The 16,106-nt window shown below is 61.5% G+C and carries 16 protein-coding genes and 4 pseudogenes; 14 read left to right on the top strand and 6 right to left on the bottom strand.

Going from position 1 to position 16,106, the window contains the following annotated elements; genetic code table 11:
* Positions 1-117 precede the first annotated feature (117 nt).
* Genes ACEK02_RS26520 through ACEK02_RS26505 form a run of 4 tightly spaced genes read right to left on the bottom strand, consistent with a single transcriptional unit; the run spans position 118 to position 3,019 of the window.
* Positions 118-1,443, bottom strand: a complete 1,326-nt coding sequence (locus tag ACEK02_RS26520; protein ID WP_211374404.1) for a sorbosone dehydrogenase family protein — start codon at positions 1,441-1,443, stop codon at positions 118-120.
* Positions 1,440-1,874, bottom strand: coding sequence for a DUF2231 domain-containing protein (locus ACEK02_RS26515; protein WP_311968772.1), 435 nt, complete (start codon positions 1,872-1,874; stop codon positions 1,440-1,442). Before ACEK02_RS26515 ends, ACEK02_RS26520 begins: the two co-directional genes overlap by 4 nt.
* A 9-nt stretch (positions 1,875-1,883) precedes the next feature.
* Positions 1,884-2,603, bottom strand: a complete 720-nt coding sequence (locus tag ACEK02_RS26510; protein ID WP_211387421.1) for an LrgB family protein — start codon at positions 2,601-2,603, stop codon at positions 1,884-1,886.
* On the bottom strand, positions 2,600-3,019 hold the full coding sequence (locus ACEK02_RS26505; RefSeq protein ID WP_211375029.1) for a CidA/LrgA family protein: 420 nt from the start codon (positions 3,017-3,019) through the stop codon (positions 2,600-2,602). Before ACEK02_RS26505 ends, ACEK02_RS26510 begins: the two co-directional genes overlap by 4 nt.
* Positions 3,020-3,531: 512 nt before the next feature.
* Here ACEK02_RS26505 and ACEK02_RS26500 point away from each other — a divergent pair.
* The 5 genes and pseudogenes from ACEK02_RS26500 to ACEK02_RS26480 all read left to right on the top strand — a co-directional run.
* Positions 3,532-4,272 (top strand): helix-turn-helix domain-containing protein, encoded by a 741-nt coding sequence (locus tag ACEK02_RS26500; RefSeq protein WP_249130435.1) that lies wholly within the window; start codon positions 3,532-3,534, stop codon positions 4,270-4,272.
* 55 nt (positions 4,273-4,327) lie between these two features.
* The gene (locus ACEK02_RS26495) at positions 4,328-5,158 is read left to right on the top strand and encodes a sensor histidine kinase (RefSeq protein ID WP_371424466.1); all 831 of its coding nucleotides are present in this window, start codon (positions 4,328-4,330) and stop codon (positions 5,156-5,158) included.
* Positions 5,159-5,419: 261 nt separating this feature from the next.
* Positions 5,420-5,788 carry a heterodisulfide reductase-related iron-sulfur binding cluster gene (locus ACEK02_RS26490; RefSeq protein ID WP_371424465.1) on the top strand — a complete coding sequence of 123 codons (369 nt, stop codon included), beginning with the start codon at positions 5,420-5,422 and terminating at the stop codon, positions 5,786-5,788.
* A 164-nt stretch (positions 5,789-5,952) separates the two neighbouring features.
* Positions 5,953-6,051: pseudogene (locus tag ACEK02_RS26485) on the top strand ((Fe-S)-binding protein); the annotation flags it as partial.
* A 210-nt stretch (positions 6,052-6,261) separates the two neighbouring features.
* A pseudogene (locus tag ACEK02_RS26480) lies at positions 6,262-6,800 on the top strand (LUD domain-containing protein); the annotation flags it as partial.
* A 130-nt stretch (positions 6,801-6,930) separates the two neighbouring features.
* On the opposite strand, the gene ACEK02_RS26475 reads toward ACEK02_RS26480, so the two are convergent.
* Positions 6,931-7,878 (bottom strand): malate dehydrogenase, encoded by a 948-nt coding sequence (locus ACEK02_RS26475; protein ID WP_211374400.1) that lies wholly within the window; start codon positions 7,876-7,878, stop codon positions 6,931-6,933.
* Between the two features lie 30 nt (positions 7,879-7,908).
* Positions 7,909-8,313 carry an HdeD family acid-resistance protein gene (locus tag ACEK02_RS26470; RefSeq protein WP_211374399.1) on the bottom strand — a complete coding sequence of 135 codons (405 nt, stop codon included), beginning with the start codon at positions 8,311-8,313 and terminating at the stop codon, positions 7,909-7,911.
* Positions 8,314-9,191: 878 nt separating this feature from the next.
* Here ACEK02_RS26470 and ACEK02_RS26465 point away from each other — a divergent pair.
* From ACEK02_RS26465 to ACEK02_RS26425, 9 genes and pseudogenes are all read left to right on the top strand, one after another.
* Entirely contained in the window at positions 9,192-10,862 is a 1,671-nt protein-coding gene (locus ACEK02_RS26465; RefSeq protein ID WP_211374398.1) for an ATP-binding protein, read from the top strand.
* Positions 10,863-10,891: 29 nt separating this feature from the next.
* Positions 10,892-11,512 (top strand): response regulator transcription factor, encoded by a 621-nt coding sequence (locus ACEK02_RS26460; protein ID WP_249132782.1) that lies wholly within the window; start codon positions 10,892-10,894, stop codon positions 11,510-11,512.
* 111 nt (positions 11,513-11,623) lie between these two features.
* Positions 11,624-12,010, top strand: a complete 387-nt coding sequence (locus ACEK02_RS26455; protein ID WP_211374397.1) for a response regulator transcription factor — start codon at positions 11,624-11,626, stop codon at positions 12,008-12,010.
* A 379-nt stretch (positions 12,011-12,389) separates the two neighbouring features.
* A pseudogene (locus ACEK02_RS26450) lies at positions 12,390-13,062 on the top strand (response regulator transcription factor).
* A complete protein-coding gene (locus tag ACEK02_RS26445; RefSeq protein ID WP_249130434.1) occupies positions 13,049-14,173 on the top strand; it encodes a HAMP domain-containing protein in 1,125 nt (374 codons plus the stop codon). Before ACEK02_RS26450 ends, ACEK02_RS26445 begins: the two are co-directional and overlap by 14 nt.
* A pseudogene (locus ACEK02_RS26440) lies at positions 14,107-14,298 on the top strand (ATP-binding protein); the annotation flags it as partial. The gene ACEK02_RS26445 and the pseudogene ACEK02_RS26440, both read left to right, overlap by 67 nt.
* A 226-nt stretch (positions 14,299-14,524) precedes the next feature.
* Positions 14,525-15,529 carry a P-type conjugative transfer ATPase TrbB gene (gene trbB / locus ACEK02_RS26435; RefSeq protein WP_211374396.1) on the top strand — a complete coding sequence of 335 codons (1,005 nt, stop codon included), beginning with the start codon at positions 14,525-14,527 and terminating at the stop codon, positions 15,527-15,529.
* Positions 15,526-15,849, top strand: a complete 324-nt coding sequence (locus tag ACEK02_RS26430) for a TrbC/VirB2 family protein (RefSeq protein ID WP_249130432.1) — start codon at positions 15,526-15,528, stop codon at positions 15,847-15,849. The genes trbB and ACEK02_RS26430 overlap by 4 nt, the downstream gene beginning before the upstream one ends.
* The coding region (locus tag ACEK02_RS26425) for a VirB3 family type IV secretion system protein (RefSeq protein WP_371424464.1) at positions 15,849-16,106 on the top strand (258 nt) is incomplete at its 3' end. The genes ACEK02_RS26430 and ACEK02_RS26425, both read left to right, overlap by 1 nt.

Genomic DNA, 16,106 nt, shown 5'->3' with positions numbered 1-16,106 from the left:
TCGAGAAGCTCTCGGGAACGATCCTGATCCTCTACAATCCGACCCGTTCGCCGGGCGTCTGCAGGCTGACGGCGTCCCACATGACCGTGGCAGAAATCGCCGTCAGCCGTTTCAAGCTCAGTTAGGCGCAGCCTGTGTCGCGCCTGCCCCTGCCGATACGAGCCAGACCGTGTTGCCCACGTCGTCGGCGACCAGCAGTGCTCCGGTTGCGTCGAGCGCAAGACCTACGGGTCGGCCTTGTGTCTTTTCGTCAGCGGACAGAAAGCCAGTCACGACATCGACAGGATTGCCGTCCGGGCGGCCGTCCTTGAAGGGGATGTAGACGACCTTGTAGCCGCTCAGCGGACTGCGATCCCAGCTGCCATGCTCGCCGACGAAGGCACCATTGCGATAGGCAACTGGCAAGCTTGAGGGGTTGGAGAATACGAGGCCGAGCGGGGCGACATGCGAGCCGAGCGCGTAATCGGGCGAGATCGCGCGAGCCACAAGATCCGGCCGCTGCGGCTGGACGCGCGGATCGAGATGCTGGCCAAAATAGCTGTAGGGCCAGCCATAGAAGCCGCCATCGCGCACTGACGTCAGGTAGTCCGGGACCAGATCAGGACCGATCTCGTCGCGCTCGTTGACGACCGCCCAGAGCTGTCCGGTATGCAGTTCGAATTGCAGACCGTTGGGATTGCGCAGACCAGAGGCGAAGATACGCTTTGCGCCCGTCGCTCTGTCGACTTCGTAGATTGCCGCGCGTCCAGCCTCGGCAGCCATGCCGTTTTCGGTAATGTTGCTGTTCGAACCTGCGCCGACATAGAGCTTGGTCCCGTCGGGACTGGCGACCAGGCTTTTGGTCCAGTGGTGGTTGATGGGGCCGGCCGGCAGTTCCGTCAGCACTTCGCCTGGCGCAGTGATCTGGGTCTCACCCGTCTTATAGGGATAGCGCATAATGGCGTCGGTGTTGGCGACGTAAAGGTCGTTGCCGACCAGCGCCACGCCGAACGGCGAGTTCGGCTTGTCGAGGAAGATGGTCTGGAGCGGTGGCTGACCCTCGGTGTAACGAACCAGGGTGATGCGATTGCCGCCGGGCGCGCCCGTGCCGGCATAACCTTTCACCACACCCATGATGTAATCCTTGGGCCGATTGATCGGCGCTTTGGGGCCATTGCTCTCGACGATGAGCACGTCGCCGTTCAGCAGGGTGTAGACCGAGCGCGGATGCATCAGCCCTGTGGCGATCGCTCTCACCTGCAAGCCGGCCGCGACCTTGGGCGTCTCGCCTTCGCGCCAGCTTCCCGCCGGCGCGACGCGCATCGGAGGAATGAGATATTCCTGCGGCGCCGGCAGGTCGGGCGACGAACCATATTGCGATTTGTCGGAGCCTTCGTCGTTGCAGGCCGAAAGCGCCAGCGCGCAGGCGGCGGCGCACAGGAGGCGGGAGTGTGGAATGATCATGGGCGTGTTCCCGATAAAGAGGTGAGATCCCAGCCGCGCACCCCGATCGAGATGATGATCAGCGTGGTGATGAACGACAGTGCGATGCCGGTCGGGACGACGGCGGTGTATCCGTCCCGGCTGTGGACGAATGCGTTGACCAGCGCGAGCAGCGCGGCGACGGCGATGGCGATAAAGCGCGGCCAGGAGATCTTGCCGACCCGTCGCAGCAGCACTTCTGCCAGAAGGGTCAGCGCTGCGAGGAACGCGACGATCAGGCCACCGGTCAGCAGCCATATGGAAGAGGTCTCCCACTGACCGTTGAGCGTGAGCCAATAGGCGATGTCGGTTACGAACGCCGCTCCCAGCAGCGTCGCGCCCACCGAGACGATCAGCGCGTGAGCATGTGGTCGCGAAGGGCGTCGAATGTCAGGACGAGTGTTATCAGTCATGGGTGAACCTCAACACCATAGATGGATGATCAGGGGAATGATGAGCGCGGTGAGCGCGCCGTTCAGCGCAATCCCGAGGCCGGCAAAGGCCGCCGCCAGATTGCCTTGCACGCTCACCTGGGCCGCTGCCACGCCGCTGCCGGCAACGCCGGCGGCAAGTCCGTGCGCCCGGCCGTCGTGGATGCGCATCTGCCCGAGCAGTTGCCGTCCGGCCATGGCTGCGACGATCCCGCCGATGATGGCGAACGCCGCGGTCAGGGCGGGAATGCCGCCGATTTGCTCGGAGACCGCCATGGCGATCGGAGTGGTCACCGCTTTTGGGGCGATCGAGAGAGCGACCGTTCGTGAGCCGCCAAGCAACCAGACGATTCCGACGCCTGTGACGATCGACGTCACCGACCCGGCCAACAGCGCCAGTCCGATGCTGTGCAGGTTCTCGCGCACGAGGCGGATGTTGCGGGCCAACGGAATGGCAAGCGCGATCGTTGCCGGTCCGAGCAGGAAATTGATGAACTGGGCGCCCGCGAAATAGGTGCGGTAATCCGTGCCCGTCGCCAACACGACTGTTGCCACGAGAATGATGGCGATCAGGACGGGGCTGACGAGAGCTGACCCTTTGCAGGCGCGCTGCATGGCCCGGCCCAAAAAGTAGGCGCCAAGCGTCACCACCAACCAGACCAGCGGCGCTGTCGCGAGAGGACGCCACAAATGTTCGAACGACTGGCTCATGACCCCTTCCCCTCTGGCTGTGCAAGCACCGGGTCGGTGGCGCCTGAAGGGTCCGGCGCGACCACGGAGCGGATTGTCCAGTGCATGACGAGGCCGGTCACCGCGAGGCTCAGGATCGTCGATCCGACGAGGCTCAAGAGGATCGGCAGCCACTCCTTCTCGAGGAGACCCGCCTCGGTAATGACGCCGACGCCCGCGGGCACGAACAACAGACCCATATGGCCGATAAGCGCATCCGTGGTCCGACCGAGCCCGGATGGGATCGACGGCGTCTCCTGTCTGCAGTTGCGCGCCACAAGGACCGCCGCCAGCAGGAACATGCCGATGACAGGCCCTGGAATGGCTAGGTCAAAGAACTCGCGGATCAATTCTCCGGCCAGTTCGGCGACAAGAAGCAGGAACAGGGCGACAATCATCTTCAAGGACCAGGTCTTCGACGTTTCAGGATGGCTCCTGACCAGACCTATCCCTGCGGCGACCACCGGGTATTTCGAAAGAGACTGCTGCTTTGTCGATCCGCACACCATTCGCGTCGAATGGGAGCCCGTTTAATGATCGTGGCGACGGCTCGAGATGCCTGAGACGAAGTGCCCGGGATTTGTTTCTGACAATGCCAGCTCTCACGCGGTCCGCTTTTCCAGACACCATCCGGAAAGCCCGTCAGGGCCGCTGACCACATACGTCCGTATAGGTCTGCGAGCCTCTCGGCTGTAATCCACTAAACGCGTGTAGAATAGTAAGCTCTTGGCGCCGAAGTAAGCTTGGGTTGCTTGTTCGGCATGGACGACGACGAGAGAAATCCAGATCGATTGTCTTCTGTCTATTGATGAGATCTTGACGCCCAACATTGGGCGATCGTCGATCCCTCTCTCCGCCGCGTCAGTCGGCAAGCACCGAATAACGAACCGTTCGAAAAGGACGAGATCCGATGGTGCTTCAACTTACTTCAACGCTGAACAAACCCGCAGCGCGTCCGACCTTCCCCAATGGCGCCATATCGTTGGCGTCAAAGGCGGCTGCGGACCTCGCCAGCTTGCCGATGTCCGTGAGCAACCCATTTTCATCTACGGTCATCAAATTCCCCGACCCCCGCCGCGAACACAGCAGCGATATCACGTTCGATCTGTCGGCACCCCTGGAGATGCAACAGCAATTCTTTGAGACGGGCGGGCTGAGCTTCGAATGCCTCGCCCGGACGCTTCGTGCTGCCGGCATCGACCCTCAGGGAGTGCCCCAGACGCCTGACAACATCCAGCGGCTCGCCGCAGTTGCGCAACTGTTCGGTATCGAACTGCCGGAATCGGATCCTCTGGCGGATGACGCCGGGCCAAATGCGCTCCCGAAATGGCGATTGAAACGCGTGACCGACTATATCGAAGCAAATATCTGCGAGCGGCTTTTGCTTCCGGACCTTGCCGCGATCGCCGGTCTCAGCCGGATGTATTTCGCAAGTCAGTTCCGCATCTCGACTGGGCTGCGTCCGCACGACTATGTGCTCCAGCGCCGTATCGCCCGTGCTCAGGCACTGATGTCAAAGACGTCGCTATCCCTGGTCGATGTTGCGTTCGATGTCGGCTTCCAGACGCAGGCCCATTTTACCACGGCCTTCAAGAAGCTTGTCGGCATGCCGCCGGCGCGCTGGCGCCGCAACCGGCAGTGCCTGACCTAACGGTCGCACTGAGCTGATTCATCTTCTGACCAGAACTCACTTTGCGGGGAAACCAATGTCGCTTTCACCTTCCGGCCTTGACGTCGATCTAGCCGCCGCCGTGCATGCTTATGCCGGCTGGGCGAGCGCCGTTGGCGTTGAGCTCCAGACGACTACTGCTTCATCGACTCCATATTGCGCCATCACCGAAATCGAGCGCCGCGCGGCGGTCCATGATCTGCGCAACATCCTCCAGGTCATATCGAGTGGCGTCCGCCTGACGCAAATCCGCATGGCCAAAGGCCAGACGAATGAGGCGCACCAGATGTGCGCGCGCCTAGCTTCCTGCGTCGAGAACGCCAACGTTCTGGCTGCCAGCATATTCATGGATCGGCAACAGGAGCCGCTATCGGCCCCGGACGTCGAGCTTGCCGAGCTGTTGCACGATGCGGCTTTCTGCTTCTCCTGGATTCTTGGCCCAACGATCAAACTTAGCCTTCATGTGGCGGACAATCTTGCTCCGATACGGTGCGTCGAGGCCGAGTTGCAGCATGCTTTGCTGAATCTGGTGATCAATGCCCGCGACGCCATGCCGGACGGTGGCGCGATCGCGTTGACCGCCGCGCGAGCGATTGCGCACGACGACGAAGGCGTCGTGCTGCATATTCGCGACTCCGGGCACGGTATGTCTCCTGAGATCGCCGCGCGCGCGTTCGAACCCTATTTTACAGCGAAGGCGGACGGGACGGGACTGGGACTGGGACTGGGACTGGGACTGGGACTGGGACTGGGACTGGGACTGGCCAGCGTTGCGAGTTTTGTGAAGAAGGTCGGCGGTGAGATCGAGATCGAGCGATCGGCGCCAACCGGAACGTCCATGATGATTTTTCTGCCCGCAGCTACCTGACTGGAAGCGCCCATCAGCACCGTCATCCCGCGATCGGCTTTGCTGCGTACCGCATAAAGTCTCTTCAGTCGCTCCTGAACACGACTTTAGAACTTAAATGCAAATTTAAGGGCGTCCGTCGCCGCTTCGCAGCAAGTATTCGGCGAAAGAGTGCTGACAGTGGCGTGGCATAAGACAGGTCAGCTCAGTTTCCGCCTCGCGCGTTTGCCGCGCGGTTCTCAGAATTGCACAAGGAATTGATCTTCGAAGCAGAGGTGGACCATGAATGTTACGATCTCAGAAAAGGCGCCCGGAGATTGCCGCGTAGCGCTGTTCGTGCCGTGCTACATGGATGCCTTTGAGCTGGACGCCGGTGTCGCAGCGCTGGAATTGCTCGAACGCTTTGGCCTGCATGTCGAGTATCCATTCGATCAGACGTGCTGCGGACAGCCAATGGTGAACAGCGGGTGCCATGCTGAAGCGATGGCCACTGAAGAGTTGTTCGTCAGGAATTTCGCCGATTTCGACTATATCGTCGTGCCCTCTGGAAGCTGCGCTCACCAGGTGCGGAAATTTGACTGCGGTCGAGCAGACCAGTGCCGTCACGCATGTTCGGTCACGAACCTACGAGCTGGTGGAGTTCCTGCATGACGTGCTCAAGGTGGACGCCTTTCCCTGGGCCAGGTTTCCTCACAAGGTGAGCTATCGCGACAACTGCAACGCCCTCCGCGGCATCGGCCATACCGCGATGTCAGAACTGCGCCGCCCTTTCCAAACCGCGCGACCTGTTGGCAAAAGTCGAAAGCCTGGAACTTGTGTCGCTCTCGCGGCCAGACGAATGCTGCGGGTTCGGCGGCACGTTCTGCGTCTTTGAGCCGGCGGTTTCAGCAAAGATGGGACATGACAAGGTGCATGATCATGTGCGCGCCGGAGCCGAATATGTCGTCTCGTCCGACAGCTCCTGCATGCTTCATCAGAAGGGATGCGCCAAGCGTGACGGGCTGCCCCTCAAATTCCTCCATATCGCTCAGGTGCAATGGAGATGCAGCATGAAGCCGCCCCTCGATCCCCAGCAATTGCGGATCGCTGTATCGGCTCTTCCGCAGCCGACTGGTCCAGCCATTCCGCACGAGCCTCAGCCGCGAGACGCGCATGTGCACGGTTCGCGGCCGGTCGATCAAAATGAAGCAGCGGCTCGCTTCATTGCTGCCCCCGGCACCAGAGCGGACACGACAAGCGGCTTTGGGATCTTCGCCAGAAGCGCGACAGCCAGATGCATCATATCGAGGAATGGGAGGAACTGCGCGAACTCGCATCAGCCATCAAATCGCACGCGCTCAGCCATCTGGGTGAGTATCTCGAGCAATTCGAGGCACAGGCAAAGGCAAATAGCGTTCATGTTCACTGGGCAGCAGACGCCGGAGAGCATAATCGAACCGTCCTCAGCATCCCGCGTGATCACAGTGCGCGATCGCTGATCAAATCCAAGTCCATGCTCACGGAAGAGACGAGGATGCGTCCCTTCCTCGTGGAGAATGGCATCGATCTTGTTGAAACGGACCTGGGTGAGCGGATACAGCAGCTCGATGACGAGGATCCCAGCCAAATCGTCTTTCCCGCCGTTCACAAATTGCGCGGAGATGTTGCGGAAGTCTTCGCAAGGCGCTCGGTTCTAATGTCTCTATGATGAGTTCAGCAATATTCCGTGACATGGGTCTACCTCGTATTTCTGTCAGCACGTGCACCGTAATATCATGCGCTTTGCTGGCTTGCGCCGAAGGCGGCGCTGCAATCTAGTCGTACGCACCAAGCGCCTGTTCAGCGGCCTTTCGGAGGATTTGCGCACTTTGATCGAGCGCCTGCCGTTCCTCGTCGCTGAGCTGAGGCAGGAACGTCCGCGTCACACCCAATCGCCCAATGATGGACGGCAAGCTGATCGTCGTACCGAATTGCTCGACATGGCTCGCCACCGGCAACACCGCCCGGGAGTTGCCGACAATGTGTTCGGCAATACGGCCGACGACCGAGCCAATGCCGTGCTGGCTGGCGCCGATGGCGTCGATAACGGCGATGTTGCCGAACTTCACCGCAGACTCGATGCGCGTGCGGATCGCCTGCGTGTCACCGGATCGCTGCTCGAGGAGGTCAAGGACAAGCGCGCCCGCCACCGTGGCCGACGACCACACGAAGACGCCCGAATTGCCATGCTCGCCGATGATCTGCGCTTGGACGTCCTGCATGCGAATGCCGAGTTCGCGTGCGATGTTGAGGCGGAAGCGCAGGGAATCGATCATCGTGCCCGTTGAGACGACGGGATTGTCGGGCGCAAGCGCACGCACGACCTCGGCAAGGGGATCGGGCGGATCGGTGACAACGAGAATGACCGCACCGGGCGCCACAGCGGCGATCGCAGGCGTGACCTCGGCCATAACCTTGGCATTGGCGGGTATCAGCTTGCGACGGCCTTCGGGATCATTCCGGTCCGTGGCGCCGCCCTTCTTCTCGTTCACTCCGGCCGTGACGATGACCAAGCTGGCTTCATCGAGCGCAGCGTAGTCGCCCGACCGGCAGGTCGCGCCGGAAAGCAAGGCCGCGGCGGACGACATGTCTTCGGCCAGGCCATGCGCCTTGTCGTCGGTGCGGTCGATGATGACGATGTCCGGATTAAGGCCGCCCGGCTGTACGAGTGACCTGGCGACGGCAGCAGCTACTGAGCCTGCGCCGATAATTCCGATTTTCATTTGCTTTCTTCCTTTGTTTTGGCGCTGCGATCAACGTCTGTTTCGGATGCCAAGGCCTATGCCCAAGCTGAGCAGACCGGCGCCCTCGAAGACGAGATCGATGGTGAGCATTGCACCAAGCAGCCAGAGGCTGATGCCGGGCCAGCCCGCGATGGTGAGAATGCCGACAAAGACGGTGAAGACACCGGCTGCGGCCGCCCAGCCTCGACCCTTGCCGCTCCGCTCCTGGATCGCAGAGGCGACGCGCAGAACGCCGGCCGCGCAGAGCAGTACGCCCACCATCATGGAGAAGGTGAGAGAGGCCAGCAGCGAATCGGAAATCACCAAGGTGCCGGCCAGCGCATAGAAGACGCACGCCAGCGCGCGCACGAGCCTCGATTTCCAACCGGAGGCCATGAAGGCCTGCGCAAACGCAACAAGGCCCGCCACCAGCATTGCTCCGCCGATGTAAGGATGGAGACGAACGTCGCCGCCAACAGATTGTTCGCCGCGACCATCCCGCCGACAATGAAGATCACGCCGAGCACAATGAACCAGCCGCGATGGTGCCGAATTTCGTGCGCGCCCGTTTCGAGCGAATGTCGGTTCGTCGGGGAAGCGATCGTGGTCATGGCCATCTCCTTGCCGGGGCGCCGCTTGAGGCGGCTATCGTGGGGCGGTTAGACGACGAACCGAGGAAATCGTCTTTTCGCTCCGCCGCATCTTTTGTCTCGCTGCACGATCATGGATGGCCATGGCCGCGGATTACGCGGCCGTCGACCAACATCGGCTGCGTGCTTCAAGAAGCCGCCGTGCACTCGCGCAAAATCGCATGCTGTTGAGAAAGACGCAGCGCCGCGGTCCCGGCCATCATGCCGATTCGAGAGGCTTTGTCGCCGAGCCATATCGGGGGTGCCGACAGCCGTTGAACGACTAACCGGTGAAATGCGGGTGGCGCAGCATCCACTGTCCGGTTTCTGCCGATCGATCCCATAAAAGTCGCTTTAATGGCAGAACAAAAATCTCTGCGTGTCAGCCGCCCTTCCACCGCGTCAAGGGCGCCTCTTTTGCGCGAAGATGGGGTCTCTTCATCTTGGTCGGAAATCGGTTATGGTGAAACCGTGATCCATTCTACACGGACGTCTCAAGCACGGGGATGCCATGTACGCAAAATTCGAGGCGTCAGTTTCATGTTGACCCGGTCAATGACGGAGACACGATCGACATATAGACTTCATATTGCTACAATTGTGGCCGGGATAGTAGCTATATTTCTGGCAGACACTTTCACTCCCTTTAATATATCCATTTCTGTATTGTACGCGGCACTGGTGATGCTGGCCGGTTCAGTGTTCACTCGTCGGGGCGTGATCGCCGTCGCGCTGATCTGCTCTGGTCTGGCGCTCCTCAGTCACTTCATCGTCTACGGGACGTTTGACGAAATCTTCGTGCGCACGCTGGTGTGCATCTGCGCCATCGCCATCACCGCCTTTCTCACCGTCAAGAGCCAGCAAGCGGCTCTTGCCCTGCGGGAGAAGGCCACGCTTCTCGATCTCGCCCAAGACGCGATCTTCATCTGCGATATGGACGACGTCATCACCTACTGGAATGCAGGCGCCGAGGAACTCTACGGATGGGAGCGCGCGCACGCGTTGGGCCAGAAGGCCGAGGCGCTGTTGAAGACGCAGTACACGACGCCACGTCCGGACATCATTCAGGAGACTGAACGAACCGGCCAATGGCGCGGCGAGATCATCCACACGGCCCGTGATGGAACGCAGCTTATTCTCGACAGTCGCTGGCTGCTGCAACACGACGAGACGGGCCGTCCGCTCGCGATCATGAAAACCTACAACGACATCACGAAGCGCAAGGCGGCCGACGCCAAGATCCGCGCGGCCGAGCGCGAACTTCGCGAAGCGATCGAGACCATTCCGGGAATGGTGTGGAGCGTTTCACCCGACGAAAGCTCGATGGCGTTTATCCAGTACAACGGAGCCGACGCCGGCCTCAAGGTGGTCGAATCCGATAGCCAGAACGGATCGGGAGTGCACCCCGATGATCTCGGGGCGGCCGAGCGAGACTGGCGATACGCGCTTTCGACCGGATCGCCTTTCGAAGCGACGTGCCGTGTCCGCACGGCGGGCGGCTCCTATCGCTGGCTTCTCGTGCGCGCCGCGCCGATGAAGGACGACCAAGGCAAAATCCTTCGCTGGTATGGTATTAACACCGACATCGAGGACAAGCGCCGGGCCGAGGATGATCTTAATGAAGCCCGAGCCGAGCTCTCGCACTTCGCGCGCGTTGCCACCTTAGGCGAACTTACCGCCTCCATTGCGCATGAAGTGAACCAGCCGCTAGCCGCCATTGTCACGAACGGCCAGGCCGCCTTGCGCTGGCTTGGCCGACAGGACCCCGATCTTGACGAGGTGAAGGGCTCGGTCGAGCGCATCGTCAACAATGGCCGGCGCGCAAGCGATGTCGTCGATCGTCTGCGTGCATTGGCGCGCAAGGGCATGACGAAGCGCGGTACATTGACGGTCGAAGAGCTTGTCGATGACATACTGCCCCTCGTCCAACGGGAGTTGCACAGGCACCGTGTGGTGCTGAACGTCGACTGGCGAGCTCCGCCGGCGGTGATCGCCGACAAGATCCAACTGCAACAGGTCATGATCAACCTCATCGTCAATGCCGCGCAGGCGATGTCGAATGTCGACGACCGGCCGCGCGTCCTGTCGATCGTGGGGCGTTCCGGCGCGCTCGAACTGGGCGAACCAGCGCTCATCCTTGAGGTCCGGGATAGGGGGCCGGGCATCGACGAAGACACCATCGCAAGCCTGTTCAAGCCATTCTTCACGACCAAGGCCGAAGGTATGGGCATGGGACTGTCGATATGTCGGTCGATCGTCGAGGCGCATGGCGGGAGAATCTCCGCGTCGTCAACGACCGGCGAAGGCACCTGCTTCATGATCATCTTGCCGGTCGGCGAGGATGCGTTCGCATGACGTCCTCAGGTTCTGGCCACAACGCAGCGATGGAGGGCGGCGTCGTTCTGGTCATCGACGACGACAACGAGATGCGCGCAGCCCTGGCCAGCCTCTTCCGATCTGTGGGCCTGCCGGTCGTGCTCTTCGGCTCGGCCGCCGAGTTTCTTCAATCCGAGCACGTCCATGCGCCCGGCTGTCTGGTCCTCGACATTCGCCTTCCCGGCGTCAACGGCCTCGATTTTCAGAACCAGCTCGCGAAGATGAGCGTCGCGCTGCCGATCATCTTCATGACGGGCCACGGCGATGTGCCGATGACGGTGCGGGCGATGAAGGCCGGCGCAGTGGACTTCCTCACCAAGCCGTTCCGGGACCAGGACATGCTGGATGCCGTTTATGCGGCGATCGAGGCCGGCCGCCAGCGGTGGGCCTCCGAACAGTCCGCTGCGGATCTGGTAGCAGCCTATGAGACGCTGACGCCCCGCGAGAAGGACGTGATGCCGTTCGTGGTCAAAGGCCTGCTGAACAAGCAGATCGCCGATGAAATGGGCCTCAGCGAAATCACCGTGAAGATTCACAGAAGCAACCTGATGCGAAAACTGGGAACCAAATCGGTCGCTGACCTGGTCCGAGCATCGATCGAGCTGGGCTCGGTCAACCAACTGAGATAGGCGGCCTAAACGACCGTATAAGTTAAATCTGGCGCTATCCGTAGTATGACTGGCGGATAGCAGAACCGCCCTTGAACGGTTTTTGAACCCGCAGGGTGGACGGCAACAGGAATGAGCATCGTGTCGAAGGAAGTAAAGATTGCGATCGTTGACGATGATGAATCGGTGCGCGTTGCGACCGCTAGTCTCGTCCGATCGCTCGGCATGAGCACAATGACCTTTGCTTCGGCAGAGGAGTTTCTGGATTCGTCGGAAGCGCTTGCCGCACAATGTCTGATCGCCGATGTCCAGATGCCGGGAATGAGCGGGATTGAGCTGCAGACCCGCCTGCTGCAAACAGGTCGCCGCCTGCCGATCATCTTCATCACCGCGTTTCCCGAGGAGCGTATTCGTGAGCGCGCGCAACGCTGTGGCGCTATCGGCTTTCTCAAAAAGCCTTTTGATGGCGACGTCATGATCGACTGCATCGACAGGGCGCTGCACGGCGCGCACGGTTGAGCGGGCGGGGCGGGGAATTGGGATATGGTGTGAGCGATGGGAGAGCGGCGCGCTGCCCGCGGGTCAGCAACGCTGCCGTTGGCGGCGATCCGGGAACAACGGAAGCTGCCCGCCCAGGCTATCGCCAAATGAACGAATAACGAACTGGAAGGGCCCGCTGCTGACAGGAATCCCTCAGCCCGGGCCCTCTGCCGGGCCGATCAGTGCTTAAAAAGGAATTTAATTGCTCGAACGCCTCGCGTGGCTACCTTCATGACAGAATGTTGGATCACCACACAAGGCTAGTAGTGCAATGCATCAGGATTCTCAAAATAAGGTCCACTATACAGAGGATATCGAGCCATTAGGGGGCGCCCCCACTGGACGACAGAGAGCAGTCATGGCGAAGGTTCTTCTTATCGAAGACGATATCGATACCGCACACGAAATCAGCGCTGAGCTGCGATCGTGGCTATGCTGTGGATTGGTTGGACAATGGCGTCGAAGGACTTCATTGGGCAAGGACCGGCGACGCGGATGTGCTGATCGTCGATCGCATGCTGCCTGGAATGGACGGCCTTGCCGTCATCGATACCCTTCGCAACGAGCAGATTCGCACGCCGGTCCTGGTTCTGAGCGCCCTTGGCGCTGTAACCGACCGGGTACGCGGTTTGCGCGCAGGCGGAGACGACTATCTGACCAAGCCATTTGCGATCCCCGAACTCATCGCGCGGATCGAGGCGCTGCTGCGCCGGCCGGCGGATTCGGCGGCGAGCGTTTTGCGCATCGGTCCGCTGGAGCTCGATCTTATGGAGCGCACGGCCAGTCGTGCCGACAGGGAGATCGAACTTCTTCCGCGCGAGTTTCGGCTGCTGGAATATATGATGCGGCGCTGCGAGCTGCTGACGCGGGCGATGCTGTTCGAGGAGGTCTGGAAATACAAGTTCGTTCCCGATTCAAATCTCGTCGACGTCCATATGGGCCGGCTCCGTCGGAAGGTCGATGGTCCAGGGGAAACCCCGATGATCTACAGTGTCCGCGGCGAAGGATTCATACTCCGTGCGCCTGCTTGAGTGGACACGCCAGACGACCTTCCGCTACACGCTCGCGCTCTTCGGCGCGATCGCGCTGACCATCCTCGTCAGTTTCGGGGTCACCTTTCTTCAGACCAGCCGTGAGCTGGCCGGACGCCTCGACGTCTTCGTGATGCAGGAGGCCGACGCCATCTTGGCGCAGGCGCGCCAGGGAAACCTCGACGGTTACGACGAGCGCATTCGACAGGATCCTCGCCGGGTGAAGCCCACGGGATTGTTCGACAGCGACGGGAAACGCCTGTCCGGAAACATCGAACGCTGGTCATCCGAACTAACCCTCGATGCACCGCCCAAAGGCGGTTCGGTGGTGCGCCTCGACGACACGTCGCATGCGCCGCAATCCGTCCGGGCCGTGGCGCGCCGATTGCCCAACGGCAATGTGGTCGTGGTCGCCTGGAGTACGAGCTACAATGAAGAGACGGCCGACGTCGTTAAAAGCGGCCTGATCTACGGACTGATACCGGCGTTCATCCTCGGCCTGGTGGCTGCTCTCGTCTTCGGCGCAAGAGCGCACCAGCGGGTCAAAGAGATGAATCTCCGTCTTGAGAAAATTGTCGCCGGCGACCTTAAGCAGCGCTTGCCGACGCGCGATACCGGGGAGCCGCTCGACAAGCTTGCCCATAGCGTCAACGGCATGCTCGGCGAGATCCAGGAACTCGTCGAGAACCTGGCCGGGATCGGCGATGACATCGCGCATGATCTGCGTACGCCGCTTGCGCGGGTCAGGATTGGCCTTGGGCGCGCGCGCAGCAACGCAACGACGGTGGACGATCTGCGGAGCGCCGTCGACCGCGCCATCGCAGGCGTTGATCTCGCGATCTCCGTCGTCACCGCGCTTTTACGCATTCGTGAAATCGAACAGACCGGGAGGCTCGAAGCTTTCGACAATGTCGCTGTCGGCGAGCTGGTGCGCGAGGTCGGCGAACTCTATGAGCCCTTCGCCGAGGAAAAGCGGTTGACGCTGAACATCCATGCCGCCGCTGACGTCGTGGTGCGTGGCGACAGGGACCTTCTGTTCGAGCCATCACGAAACTCGTCGACAATGCCGTCAAGTTCACGCCCGAAGGCGGTCAGATTGATCTTCGCCTGATCGCTGCGGAAGGCAGGAATGCGCTGCGGATCAGCGACACCGGACCCGGTGTTCCCGATAGCGAGCGCGATCTGCTCGTGCAGCGGTTCTACCGGTCCGATCGGAGCCGGAACACCCGCGGACTGGGGCTCGGCCTCACCCTCGCTTCAGCGATCGTGAAGCTGCACGGATTTCGGTTCGATATCCTTCCTATGTCGGGCTTTGTCGCCGAGATCGGCTTTCACACGCGCCATCCCGCCGATCACCTGTCCTCATACGCCAGGCCACGACCTCCGCCTAATCCTTGTTGCGTCTCCCCCGATCATGCCTTTTCTAATTATCCCACGACGGGATCGCCATCGGCGGTCTCAAATGGTGGGGGCTGGGGTGGCAATACAATCCAATCGAACCGAGGCCACGCAACGTGGCGCTCGCATGCTGCGCACGGCGCTCGGCCCGGCGATCGCCACCTTCCTGCAGGATTCATCCGTCGTCGAGGTGATGCTCAACCCCGACGGCCGGCTTTGGATCGACCGGCTCAAGGGTGGACTGGAAGACACTGGCGAGCGGCTGTCGCCGGCGGATGGCGAGCGCATCGTGCGCCTGGTCGCGCACCACGTTGGCGCCGAAGTGCATCCGGGTTCGCCGCGCGTCTCTGCCGAACTGCCGGAGACCGGTGAGCGCTTCGAAGGTTTGATCCCGCCGGTCGTCGCCGCGCCGACGTTTGCAATTCGCAAGCCGGCCGTCGCGGTGTTCACCCTCGAGGACTACGTCGCGGCCGGCATCATGCAGCCGCGGCAGGCCGATCTGCTGCGCCTCGCCGTTCAAAAGCACCGCAACGTGCTGGTGGCCGGCGGCACGTCCACTGGCAAGACCACACTTGTCAACGCGCTGCTCGCGGAGGTCGCTAAGACATCTGACCGCGTCGTGCTGATCGAGGACACGCGTGAACTGCAATGCGCGGCTCCCAACCTAGTCGCATTGCGCACCAAGGATGGCGTCGCATCGCTGTCCGACCTGGTGCGTTCGTCATTGCGGCTGCGGCCTGACCGCATTCCCGTTGGCGAAGTGCGCGGCGCAGAGGCGCTGGAGCTTCTCAAAGCCTGGGGCACCGGCCATCCCGGCGGTATCGGCACCATTCACGCGGGTTCAGCGATCGGCGCGTTACGCCGCCTCGAACAACTGATCCAGGAAGCAGTCGTCACCGTGCCGCGCACGCTGATCGCGGAGACCATCAATCTCATCGTCGTCCTCGAAGGCCGTGGCTCCCAACGCCGTGTCGCCGAGTTGGCCGCGGTCCGCGAGCTGTCGCCTGGCGGCGACTACGTCCTCGTCTCAAGCAACCCCGAAACCAGCCCCGAAAGTGACCGGTCATGATCGCCCATCTCATTCGTCCGCCAAGCCGTCTGTCCATCACGGCGATCCTGTTCGCCTTGAGCACACTCCCCGCACACGCGGCCGGCTCCAACATGCCGTGGGAGCAACCGCTCAATCAGATCCTGCAATCGGTCGAGGGACCGGTCTCCAAGATCATCGCCGTCATCATCATCGTGACCACCGGGCTGACGCTCGCCTTCGGTGACACCTCGGGCGGGTTCCGGCGGCTGATCCAGATCGTGTTCGGGCTTTCGATCGCTTTCGCCGCGTCGAGCTTCTTCCTGTCGTTCTTCTCGTTCGGCGGCGGGGCGGTGATCTGATGGCTGATATCAACGAACCTGTCGCCGGTTTTTACGCACCCGTGCATCGCTCGTTGAGTGATCCGATCCTTTTGGGCGGCGCGCCGCGCACCGTCGCCATCGCCAATGGCACGCTGGCCGCCGCGATCGGCCTCGGCCTGCGGCTGTGGATCCCTGGAGTCCTGCTTTGGGCGATCGGGCATGCCGCCGCGGTATGGGCGGCCAAACGCGACACGCAATTCGTCGACGTGGTGCGCCGTCACCTGCGCTACCCCACG

The sequence above is a fragment of the Tardiphaga sp. genome (genome assembly GCF_041424195.1).
Taxonomy (GTDB): Bacteria; Pseudomonadota; Alphaproteobacteria; order Rhizobiales; family Xanthobacteraceae; genus Tardiphaga.
The sequence above is the reverse complement of the archived record's forward strand: the minus strand, read 5'-3'. Positions and strand labels throughout refer to the sequence as shown.